General features: G+C 72.2%; 11 protein-coding genes and 4 tRNA genes. 6 read left to right on the forward strand and 9 right to left on the reverse strand.

Annotated features, from left to right (window positions below):
• The first annotated feature begins 29 nt into the window (after positions 1-29).
• Positions 30-1271, forward strand: a complete 1242-nt coding sequence (locus RWM17_RS03490) for an alpha/beta fold hydrolase (protein ID WP_314101394.1) — start codon at positions 30-32, stop codon at positions 1269-1271.
• On the opposite strand, the gene RWM17_RS03495 is transcribed toward RWM17_RS03490, so the two are convergent.
• Genes RWM17_RS03495 through RWM17_RS03505 form a run of 3 tightly spaced genes read right to left on the reverse strand, consistent with a single transcriptional unit; the run spans position 1192 to position 3340 of the window.
• Positions 1192-1989: a dihydrofolate reductase family protein gene (locus RWM17_RS03495; RefSeq protein ID WP_314101397.1), complete on the reverse strand. Its 798-nt coding sequence runs from the start codon at positions 1987-1989 to the stop codon at positions 1192-1194. The two genes, RWM17_RS03490 and RWM17_RS03495, sit on opposite strands and share 80 nt — an antisense overlap.
• Positions 1986-2435 (reverse strand): SufE family protein, encoded by a 450-nt coding sequence (locus RWM17_RS03500; protein ID WP_123545989.1) that lies wholly within the window; start codon positions 2433-2435, stop codon positions 1986-1988. Before RWM17_RS03500 ends, RWM17_RS03495 begins: the two co-directional genes overlap by 4 nt.
• 5 nt (positions 2436-2440) lie before the next feature.
• Entirely contained in the window at positions 2441-3340 is a 900-nt protein-coding gene (locus RWM17_RS03505; protein ID WP_123545987.1) for a sulfurtransferase, read from the reverse strand.
• A gap of 188 nt (positions 3341-3528) precedes the next feature.
• On the opposite strand from RWM17_RS03505, the gene zapE reads away from it, so the two are divergent.
• Entirely contained in the window at positions 3529-4545 is a 1017-nt protein-coding gene (gene zapE / locus RWM17_RS03510) for a cell division protein ZapE (RefSeq protein WP_314101401.1), read from the forward strand.
• Between the two features lie 236 nt (positions 4546-4781).
• Positions 4782-6062 carry an ammonium transporter gene (locus RWM17_RS03515; protein ID WP_314101403.1) on the forward strand — a complete coding sequence of 427 codons (1281 nt, stop codon included), beginning with the start codon at positions 4782-4784 and terminating at the stop codon, positions 6060-6062.
• Between the two features lie 279 nt (positions 6063-6341).
• Here RWM17_RS03515 and RWM17_RS03520 read toward each other — a convergent pair.
• From RWM17_RS03520 to RWM17_RS03530, 3 genes are all read right to left on the reverse strand, one after another.
• A tRNA-Val gene (locus RWM17_RS03520) sits at positions 6342-6413 on the reverse strand.
• A 62-nt stretch (positions 6414-6475) separates the two neighbouring features.
• Positions 6476-6549 (reverse strand) — tRNA-Cys (locus RWM17_RS03525).
• A 62-nt stretch (positions 6550-6611) separates the two neighbouring features.
• Positions 6612-6683, reverse strand: a tRNA-Gly gene (locus RWM17_RS03530).
• 202 nt (positions 6684-6885) lie between these two features.
• Here RWM17_RS03530 and RWM17_RS03535 point away from each other — a divergent pair.
• Positions 6886-6961: transfer RNA gene (locus RWM17_RS03535), tRNA-Val, on the forward strand.
• A gap of 158 nt (positions 6962-7119) precedes the next feature.
• On the opposite strand, the gene RWM17_RS03540 is transcribed toward RWM17_RS03535, so the two are convergent.
• The gene (locus RWM17_RS03540; protein ID WP_314101406.1) at positions 7120-7293 is read right to left on the reverse strand and encodes a hypothetical protein; all 174 of its coding nucleotides are present in this window, start codon (positions 7291-7293) and stop codon (positions 7120-7122) included.
• 233 nt (positions 7294-7526) lie between these two features.
• Positions 7527-7697: a hypothetical protein gene (locus tag RWM17_RS03545; RefSeq protein WP_314101409.1), complete on the reverse strand. Its 171-nt coding sequence runs from the start codon at positions 7695-7697 to the stop codon at positions 7527-7529.
• A 124-nt stretch (positions 7698-7821) separates the two neighbouring features.
• Between RWM17_RS03545 and RWM17_RS03550 the strand changes: the two genes are divergently transcribed.
• A complete protein-coding gene (locus tag RWM17_RS03550) occupies positions 7822-8853 on the forward strand; it encodes an alcohol dehydrogenase catalytic domain-containing protein (protein ID WP_314101411.1) in 1032 nt (343 codons plus the stop codon).
• Between the two features lie 135 nt (positions 8854-8988).
• Positions 8989-9336, forward strand: coding sequence for a hypothetical protein (locus RWM17_RS03555; RefSeq protein WP_148050027.1), 348 nt, complete (start codon positions 8989-8991; stop codon positions 9334-9336).
• Positions 9337-9385: 49 nt separating this feature from the next.
• Here RWM17_RS03555 and RWM17_RS03560 read toward each other — a convergent pair.
• A partial coding sequence (locus RWM17_RS03560; RefSeq protein ID WP_314101416.1) for a galactosyltransferase-related protein occupies positions 9386-10072 on the reverse strand: 687 nt, incomplete at its 5' end.

The following is a 10072-nucleotide window of genomic DNA, read 5'->3' on the forward strand; positions in this document are numbered from 1 at the left end:
CGCTCCGCCCCGTCCGCCCGGAGGTCTCGATGTCCCGTCACCCACGCACACGCCCTCGCCGCACGCCGGCAGCCCTGGCCGGCCTCGTCGTGTCCGTCTCCGTCGGCGGCACCGTGGTCGCGGCGTCGCTCGCCCTGGCGGCGGGTGCGGTCACCATGGCGCGGAAGGTCGTCACGCCGGCGCGGCGCCGCCCTGACGACGTCCGGGTGCTCGGGCACGACCCCGTGGCAGCGACGGTGACCCTCGCGGCGAACGCCGACACGCGCCTCCCGGGCCGCTACAGCTTCTGGTTCGACCACGGGAGGGGGCACGCCCGCCTCGGCGAGGTCGTGTGGGAGGAGCGGGGCCGCGTCGTGCGCCGTGTCGAGGCCGTCGACGTGGGCGACCTGGCCACGGCGCGCGCCGGACGGATCGGCGGCTGGCTGTGGCGGTCGCCGCGCGACGCCGGGCTGACGGTCGAGGACGTCGAGGTCGGGACCCCGGTCGGGCCGGCGCCGGCGTGGCTCGTGCCGGGTCCGGACGGCACGGACGGGCCGTGGATGATCGGCGTGCACGGGCGCGGCGTGACCCGGGCCGAGACCGTGCGCGCGGCGCCGGTCTTCCATCGTGCGGGGCTCACCTCGCTGCTCGTGTCGTATCGCAACGACACCGAGGCACCCCGGTCGGCCGACGGCCGGTACGCGCTCGGCGACGCGGAGTGGACCGACGTCGAGGCCGCCATGAGCTGGGCCGTCGATCACGGCGCGACGTCGATCGTGCTGATGGGCTGGTCGATGGGCGGCGCCACCGTGCTGCAGGCCGTGACCCGTGCCGAGCACCGCGACCGCGTGGCCGGGGTCGTGCTCGAGTCGCCCGTGGTCGACTGGCGCACCACCCTCCGCTACCAGGGGACGGCCATGCGCGTGCCGCGGGTCGTGCAGGAGCTGGCGATGCGTCTCCTGCAGTCCCCTCGGGCGGCACGGCTGAGCGGCCGGTCCGAGCCGCTCGACCTCGATCGTCTCGACCTGGTCGAGCGGGCCGGCGAGCTGCGCGTCCCCGTGCTGGTGCTGCACAGCGACGACGACGGCTTCGTGCCGTCGACGGCCTCGCACGCCCTCGCCGCCGCCCGTCCGGACATCGTGCAGCTCGAGGTGTTCGAGGTCGCCCGGCACACGAAGATCTGGAACTACGACCCCGAGCGCTTCGAGGCGGTCATCGCCGAGTGGCTGGGCCGTCTTCCACGAGCCAGCGTGCGTACAGGGCGCTCTGGTCGTCCATCATCAGCTGGCTGAGGGAGAGCCGCGACGGGTCGAACCGCTCCCGGCCGAAGACGGGCAGCCCGCTCCCGATGACGACGGGCGAGGTGGAGAGGCAGAGCTCGTCGACGAGGCCGTCGTGCAGCAGCTGCCCGGCCAGCGAGGGGCCGCCCTCGCAGACGAGCGAGCGCAGGCCGTGGCCGCGGAGGCGGTCGACCAGGGTCGCAGGAGCCACCACGCCGTGGTCGTCGTCGACGACGAGGACGGTCGCGCGGGCCGCGACGTCGGCGCCGAGGGTCTCCGTCACGCGGTCGACCGCCGCGGCCGGGCAGACGACGACGACGCGGTCGGCGCGCTCCGGGTCCATCCGGTGTCCGCTGAGGTCGCCGCTGGCCGTCAGCACCACGAGCTGGGCTGACCGGGGCACCCGGTAGCCCTCGGCGCGGACGCTCGCGGCGCCGACGAGCACCCCGTCGGCGAGGTCGCGGATGGCGGCCAGCACGGCACGGTCGTCGGCGTTGCTCAGCGTGTCGGAGGTGCCGTCCTCGCCCGCCGCGTCGCCGCTGACGGCCGCGATCAGGTTGAGGCGCAGCCAGTCGGCCGCAGGAGGCGCGTAGAGCTCCCGCAGACGCGCCCGCCCCTCGTCGGTGCCTGCCTCCACGACCGTGCCTGCCTCGACGACAGGGTCCGCCTCGACGAGCGCGCCGGTGCCCGCACCCCGCGCAGCAGCCGGGTGCAGCACCCGCAGGGTCACGCCGCCGACTTCTCTCGGACCTGGCGCTTGGCCCGGGCGAGCAGCGCCGTCATGCCCCGCACGCGGAGCGGGCTGACCGCCACGCCGAGGCCGATCGTCTGCGGGTAGTCGTCGGGGACGTCCTCCAGCACCTCGCGCACCGACAGGCCGCTCAGCCCCTGGGCGAGGATCGAGGCGAAGCCGCGGGTCGTCGGCGCCTCGCGAGGAGCCGTCGCGTGCATCGTCACGACGTCGTCGGACACCTCGACGAAGATGAACACGGGCGACTGGCACTCCTCCACGCGCTCGAGCAGGTCAGGGTGGCCCTCGTACTCCGCGGGCAGCGACGGCAGCTCGTCCGAGAACTCGAGCAGCAGCTGCAGCCGGTCCTTCACGTCGAGGGCGAGGAAGTCCTCACGGGTCTCCGCCAGGACGCGGGGGAGCGCCCCGGGCTCGGAGGCCGACACGGCGCTCAGCGCCCCGGGACCGTGCCGGGCTCCACGCCCTGCACGATCGGCACGCGCACCGCGCTGCCCCACTCGGTCCACGAGCCGTCGTAGTTGCGGACGTTCTCGAACCCCATCAGGTGGTGCAGCACGAACCACGTGTGGCTCGACCGCTCGCCGATGCGGCAGTAGGCGACCACGTCGTCCCCGTCGGAGAGGCCGGCTCCGTCGCGGTAGATCGCGTCGAGCTCGCCGAGGCTGCGGAAACGGCCGTCCTCGGCCGCCGCCTTGCCCCACGGCACGTTCTGGGCCGACGGGATGTGGCCGGCGCGCAGCGCGCCCTCTTCGGGGTAGGCCGGCGCGGTGGTCCGCTCGCCCGAGTACTCCTCGGGGGAGCGGACGTCGATCAGGGGCGAGCCGAGGTGCGCGAGCACGTCGTCCTTGTAGGCGCGGATGCGGCTGTCGTCGCGCTCGACGACGGGGTAGTCGGTGGCGACCGGCTCGGGGGCGTCGGTCGTGTACCCACGGCCCTCCGCCTCCCAGGCGGCTCGTCCGCCGTCGAGCAGGCGCACGTCGTCGTGGCCGAAGAGGGAGAAGACCCACAGGGCGTAGGCGGCCCACCAGTTGTTCTTGTCGCCGTAGATCACGACGGTGCTGTCGCGGGAGATCCCGCTGCGGGACATCAGGGCGGCGAACGCCTCACCGTCGACGTAGTCGCGCTGCACGGGGTCGTTGAGGTCGAGGTGCCAGTCGATCTTGACGGCGCCCGCGATGTGGCCGGTGTCCCAGAGCAGCACGTCCTCGTCGGACTCGACGACGACGAGGCCAGGCGTGCCCAGGTTCTGTTGCAGCCAGTCGGTGCTGACGAGGCGCTCGGGGTGGGCGTACTCGCTGAACCGTGCGGACGTGTCGTGCTCGACGACCATTGCTGTACCTCCTGGGTCTGCCCCGAGGGGCTGGGCGGTGTCGTGGGGGCGGCGGATAGGATCGCCGCGCGGCCCCGTCGAGGCTACGCACCCACGGTGTGCCCCGGCCGGGTCCCTCTGACTCTGACACAGATCGCGTCCCGGACATTCCCGCGGGCGCCCGTCCCGACGCCTGCGAGGTCGCACCGATGTCCACCGATCCCCTCCGCACCGTCGTGTCGCTCGTCGACCGGGCCCCGACCATCACGGGCGCCGAGATCGTGGCCGAGCTCGTCCCGCCGCGGCAGTTCGCCGAGGCCTCGCTCGAGAACTACCGGCCCGACGACGCGTTCCCCTCCCAGGCGGAGGCCGTCGAGGCCGTCGCCTCCTTCTGGGCCGCGGCCGAGCGCCCGGCCCGGCGAGGGCTGTTCCGACGTCGCCCGGAGACGCAGGAGGCGCCTCCCGGCCTGTACCTCGACGGCGGCTTCGGCGTCGGCAAGACGCACCTGCTGGCCGCGGCGTACAACCGCGCGGCAGGCCGTCGCTACTTCGGCACGTTCATCGAGTACACGGCCCTCGTCGGCGCGGTCGGCTACGCGGGGGCGGCGAAGCAGCTCGAGGGCGCGGCGCTCGTCTGCATCGACGAGTTCGAGCTGGACGACCCGGGCGACACGATGATGATGACCCGCCTGCTCGGCGACCTCGCCGACGCGGGCACGCGCATCGCGGCGACCTCGAACACGCCGCCCGGGGCCCTCGGCGAGGGGCGCTTCGCCGCGGCGGACTTCCTCCGCGAGATCCAGGGGCTCTCGGACCGGTTCCGCACCCTCCGCATCGACGGGAACGACTACCGGCGCCGCGAGGTCGAGGCGCGGGCGCACGTCGTGGACGACCTGGACGCGGCCGTCGCCGCGGTCGGGGGCACCGCCTCCCTCGACGACTTCGGGGCTGCCGTGCAGCACCTGTCGACCGTGCACCCCAGCCGCTACGTCAAGCTCATCGGCGGCCTCGACGCCGTCGGGCTGCGCGACGTCACGCCCCTCACGAGCCAGACCGACGCCCTGCGCTTCGTCGCCTTCGTCGACCGCCTCTACGACGAGCAGGTGCGCGTGCTCGCGACCGGGACGCCCCTCGACGAGGTGTTCAGCGACGAGATGCTCGCCGGCGGCTACCGCAAGAAGTACCTGCGCGCGACGTCGCGGCTCGTCGCGCTGACCTCCTCCTAGCCCTCTCCGAGCAGTTCCGGGGCGTCGTCCCTGCTGCCGGGGAGCCTCGGGAAACGCGTTGTTCACACGGGGCCGGATCCTGTTACATCGCCGAAACATGGGTGCACACGGTCCGAAACGAGGCGCCGCGACACTGGGGACCGCACCGCCCGAGCCCCGTGCTCACAGCCCGCTCACCCTCGCGGACGGGTCGGGACCGGTGCGCCCCTGGCTCCCGAACTCGAGAGGTACCACCCATGGATCAAGGCAACACCGCGTTCATGCTGATCTGCGCAGCACTCGTGCTGCTCATGACGCCCGGACTGGCGTTCTTCTACGGCGGCCTCGTCAAGGCCAAGAGCGTCATCAGCATGATGATGCTCAGCTTCGGCGCGATGGGCCTGATCGGCGTGCTGTGGGTGCTCTACGGCTACGCGATCGCGTTCGGCAACCCGACCTCGATCCCCGGCGGCTCCGATGCCTTCGTCGGCATCCAGGGCTGGTTCGGCATCGACACCGCGTCGCTCGGCCTCGACAGCGCCTTCCAGGACAGCCTCGCCCCGTCCGGCGACTACCCGACCATCGCCTTCGCCGCCTTCCAGGCGACCTTCGCGATCATCACCGTCGCGCTCATCTCGGGCGCCATCGCGGACCGTGCCAAGTTCGGCGCGTGGATGATCTTCGCCGGCGTCTGGGCCACCGTCGTGTACTTCCCCGTCGCGAGTTGGGTCTTCAACTTCACCACCGACGACGACGGCAACGTGGTCGGCGGCTGGATCGCCGCCATGGGCGTCATCGACTTCGCGGGCGGCACGGCCGTCCACATCAACGCCGGTGCTGCCGCGCTCGCCCTCGCGCTCGTGCTCGGCAAGCGCGTCGGCTTCGCCAAGGGCGCCGACAAGCCGCACAACCCGCCCTTCGTGCTGCTGGGAGCCGGGCTGCTCTGGTTCGGCTGGTTCGGCTTCAACGCCGGCTCGGAGCTCGCCGCCGACGGCGTCGCGGCCCTCGCGTTCCTCAACACGATCGCCGCCCCTGCCGCCGCCGTGCTCGGCTGGCTCGTCGTCGAGAAGCTCAAGGACGGCAAGGCCACCTCGGTCGGCGCCGCCTCGGGCGCCGTCGCCGGACTCGTGGCCATCACCCCGGCCTGCGCCGCGCTGACGCCCGGCTGGGCGGTCGTGCTCGGCGTCGTCGCCGGCGCCGTCTGCGCCCTCGCCATCGACCTCAAGTTCAAGCTCGGCTTCGACGACTCCCTCGACGTCGTCGGCATCCACCTCGTCGGCGGCCTGCTCGGGACGCTCTACCTGGGCATCTTCGCCAACGACACCGGCCTGATCTTCTCCGGCACCTTCACGCAGCTCGGCATCCAGGCGCTCTCGGCCGTCGCCGTCATGCTCTACTCGTTCGTGCTCGCCTTCGTCATCGGCTTCGTGATCGAGAAGACCATCGGCTTCCGCGTGAAGAACGAGGACGAGGTGGCCGGCATCGACCTCGCCCTGCACGGCGAGGAGGGCTACGTGCTCGAGAACGCGCGCGCCTAGCGCCCCGCCTCACCGCACCTCCCAGGCGGCCCCGGTCCTCGCGACCGGGGCCGCTCTGCGTGCCCGGGCGTCTGCGGACGGGTCACGTGGAACCTCGACGCGTCGCTACACCCCTAATCCGGCGCTACACCCTCAGAACGCGGGGTGTAGCGCGGAACTGGGGGTGTAGCTCGCGCAGGCACAGGGGGAGGCGAGTGCCTGGCCGCGACGCTGAGCCGGGTCACGGAAGCGCGGGCGGAGACGACGAAGGCCCCCGATCTCTCGGGGGCCTTCTCTGTGTGAGCGATACTGGGATCGAACCAGCGACCTCTTCCGTGTCAGGGAAGCGCGCTACCGCTGCGCCAATCGCTCATGCTTGTTCAGTTGTCATCGTCTCGGGAGACGAATCGATCATAGACCCAGAGGGTGGTCCATGGAGGTGGAGACGGGATTTGAACCCGCGTGAACGGCTTTGCAGGCCGGTGCCTCGCCTCTCGGCCACTCCACCAGATGAGATACTCCCAGAGGGAGCCACCATCGGTGGACTCCCTCTGGTGAGCTTTACACTCGAGCGGATGACGAGATTCGAACTCGCGACCCTCACCTTGGCAAGGTGATGCGCTACCACTGCGCCACATCCGCATTTCGTTTCGCATTCCTGCGATGTTTCTTTCGTTTCGCATCGCTGCGAACAAGAAGAACACTACCCAGACCCCGGACAGAAAACAAATCGAGAGATGTTCGTGTCTTGGTCGCCTCCTCGACGCCTCGCCAGGGGCGCAGCCGGCCTCCTCGAATGGCGCCGGGGTCACAAGATCCACTAGTATCGACGAGTCCCGATCAGGGGCGATTGGCGCAGTTGGTAGCGCGCTTCCTTCACACGGAAGAGGTCATCGGTTCGAGTCCGGTATCGCCCACCACGTTCTTCCCTCACGACACGAAGCCCCGGCCTGCCGGGGCTTTCCCGCGCCCAGGGCTCCTCGGTGAAATCCACCTCCGGCGATCCATCGTGCCGTCATTCCCACGTCAGGGTCTGCAACTGGGTCTCGCCCTCGTCGGCCCGACCGAAGCTGAGCGGCTACGGGGCGGCGATGTACGCGAGGAGGAGCGCCCCGAAGAGGATGGGCACGAGGGACAGCAGCGCGATGACGATGCCGCCCACGACGCTCGCGGCGCGCTTTTCCCTCGCCAGCCAGATGCCACCGGCGACGCCGAGTGCACCGACGATGATGCAGACGATTCCGAAGGTCATGCTGCGGGTCCTCTCGAGGCGATGGGGATCAGGTCAGGTGGACAGGGAGCGGCGGGTGCATCGACCGTCAGACGTTACCGAACGCTCGCGGCCACAGTGGTGCGCAGCCACGGTCGCGCAGGTCCGTCGGGATGCGCGCTGGTCATGGCACCGTCATCTCGGTGCAGGCCGGGCGTCCATCCGCACGGGGACGCACGTCGACAGGGTCGTTCGGCGGGGCGGAGGGGAGCCGGCTACGAGCTCGCCCAGGCGAAGAGAGCTGCGCCGATGAGCAGCATCGCCAGGCACACGACCGCGGAGACGAGCCCGAGCACGATGCTGCCTGCCCCGAGGTCTCGCATGTGCCTGATGCTGACGACGATCCCGACGAACGCCAGGACCATCATGACGACGGAGATGCCCACGAGCAGATCCTGACACGCTTCGCGGCGCCTCGCAGGAGAGGGCCGAGCGGCGTGCAACGCGGGCGGCATCGAGTGTCCGGCACCCGTTCCGGTCGCCGTTGCCCGTCGGTGCCAGGATCGGGGGATGCGCGCCGTCCAGTACGACCACTTCGGGTCCGTCCCGTCCATCGTCGAGCTCCCCGAGCCCGCGCCCTCTGCCGACGGCGTCGTCGTCAGGGTCGCCGCGACCGGGGTCTGCCGCAGTGACTGGCACGCCTGGAAGGGGCACGACGACTCCGTGCACCTGCCGCACGTACCCGGTCACGAGTTCGCCGGCGTCGTCACGGCTGTGGGCCCGGGCGTCACCCGGGTCTCGGTCGGCGACCGGGTCACCGCCCCCTTCGTCTTCGCCTGCGGCACGTGCGACGAGTGCCGAGCAGGCGCGACCCAGGTGTGCACGCGACAGGAGCAGCCGGGCTTCACCCTGCCCGGCTCGTGGGCCGAGTCCGTGGTCGTGCCCCACGCGGACGTCAACGTGATCGCCCTGCCGGACGCCGTCGGGTTCGAGGCCGCGGCCGCGCTCGGCTGCCGTTTCGGGACGGCGTACCACGCGCTCCACGACCGGGCCAGGGTCCGGCAGGGCGAGCAGGTGGCCGTCTTCGGCTGCGGCGGGGTCGGCCTGTCAGCGATCGCGGTGGCCGTCGCCGCCGGTGCCCGCGTCGTCGCCGTCGACATCTCGCCCGCGGCGCTCGAGCGTGCGGCCGCCCTCGGCGCCGACGTCGTCCCGATGGACGAGCAGGCCGTCGACGCGGTCCGGACCCTCACCGGAGGCGGTGCGCACGTCGCGCTCGACGCCTACGGCAGCCGCGCCACGTCCGCAGCCTCGGTCCGCTCCCTCCGGCCCAGGGGGAGGCACGTCCAGGTGGGGCTCCTCCTCGACGACGAAGCCGCCCCCGTCATCCCGATGGGCCGAGTGATCGCCGACGAGCTCGAGCTGCTGGGCAGCCACGGCATCTCGGTCGGCGAGTACGCCGCGATGATCGCCGACGTCGTCGCGGGCCGGCTGCGGCCCGAGGAGTCGATCGGCCTGACGATCGGCTTCGGCGACCTGCCCGGCGCCCTCGCCGCCATGGACCGTCCGGCGAGCACCGCCGGCATGACGGTGGCCGTGTTCTGACGATCCGGAACTGAGCGGCCTCTCGGGCGCACGCCGGGACGGCCTCCACAGGACCTCGCCCCGCGACCAGGGCAAGATGGACCCACAGAGCTCGTCCGCAGGGACGAGCCGACGTCGACCCAGGAGGAGACCGCGGTGCCGCGACTGACGATGGACGAGCTCACGGGCTGGATCGACGAGTTCCACTCGTCCGAGCAGGTCGACGCCGCCGCACCGCAGGCCGTGGACACGTCGTGGGACGAGACCACGGTCGACACCGGGCTCGTCGTCCTGCGTCTCGAGACGTCCGGGACCGAGGTGTACCTGCGTCGCAAGATCGGTGGGTCGCCCGAGTGGACGGTCACGTTCGAGGCCCGCGAGCACGCCGCCGAGGCGACGTCCGCGCAGGTCACGGCGCTGGCGGCCGAGGTGAGCGCCGTCGCACGGCTCTGTTCGTTCCTCAGCGAGCGCACCGCCGAGCACGCCCGGCTCCGGTCGGGATGACCGAGGGCCGTCTCCCGCACCCGGCGGACAGGCGAGGAGCGCAGACCGCTCAGGCCGTGACGCGCTCCCAGCCGCCGTCCTCGGCGACGCGCACCGCGCCTCCTTCGCGGAACGCCTCGAGCCAGCCGCCCATCGGCCACTCGCCCCACCGGTCGGCGAACCGTCGGCCGTTGCGGAGGATGTCGTCGAGGTGCTGCCAGGGCGGCGACGTCGTGGGGTGCCACTGGTGGTAGGCGTGCGCACCGCCGACCCACACGAGCGGCAGGCCCAGCGACCGCGCGGTGAACGCGAAGTCGGTGTCCTCGCCGCCGTAGCCCTCGTAGCCGGGCTCGAAGCCGCCCGTCCGCGCCCAGGTGTCGGCCGCGAGGGCGAACGACAGCGACCAGAACAGCGGGTACTCGTCGTGCCCGGCGACGACCGTCTCGCCGGCCTCGGGCGAGGGGCGCGCCGCGTGCGGCCGCGTCGCGGCGTCGAGCGAGTCGTCGTCCATGCCCACGTGACCCTCGGGCAGGTACGTCACCGGGCCGCAGAGCAACGCATGAGGGTGCGCCGACGCGGCGGCCTCGTAGCGGGCGACCAGGTCGGGGCCGGGCACGCAGTCCGCGTCGAGGAACACCACGAGCGACGCGCCGAGGGCGATCGCCCGCTCGGCACCCGCGTTCCTGCCGGCCGCGAGGCGCAGGCCGTCGGGCCCTGGCGGCACGTGCAGCACGTGGGCGTCCGCCAGCTCCGGGAG

It is taken from the genome of uncultured Frigoribacterium sp. (assembly GCF_963515265.1).
GTDB lineage: Bacteria > Actinomycetota > Actinomycetes > Actinomycetales > Microbacteriaceae > Frigoribacterium.

Coding starts and splice junctions, on each gene's coding strand:
- RWM17_RS03490 (WP_314101394.1), top strand. CDS start 30: ATGTCCCGTCACCCACGCACACGCCCTCGCCGCACGCCGGCAGCCCTG.
- RWM17_RS03515 (WP_314101403.1), top strand. CDS start 4,782: ATGGATCAAGGCAACACCGCGTTCATGCTGATCTGCGCAGCACTCGTG.
- RWM17_RS03550 (WP_314101411.1), top strand. CDS start 7,822: ATGCGCGCCGTCCAGTACGACCACTTCGGGTCCGTCCCGTCCATCGTC.
- RWM17_RS03540 (WP_314101406.1), bottom strand. CDS start 7,293: ATGACCTTCGGAATCGTCTGCATCATCGTCGGTGCACTCGGCGTCGCC.
- RWM17_RS03505 (WP_123545987.1), bottom strand. CDS start 3,340: ATGGTCGTCGAGCACGACACGTCCGCACGGTTCAGCGAGTACGCCCAC.
- zapE (WP_314101401.1), top strand. CDS start 3,529: ATGTCCACCGATCCCCTCCGCACCGTCGTGTCGCTCGTCGACCGGGCC.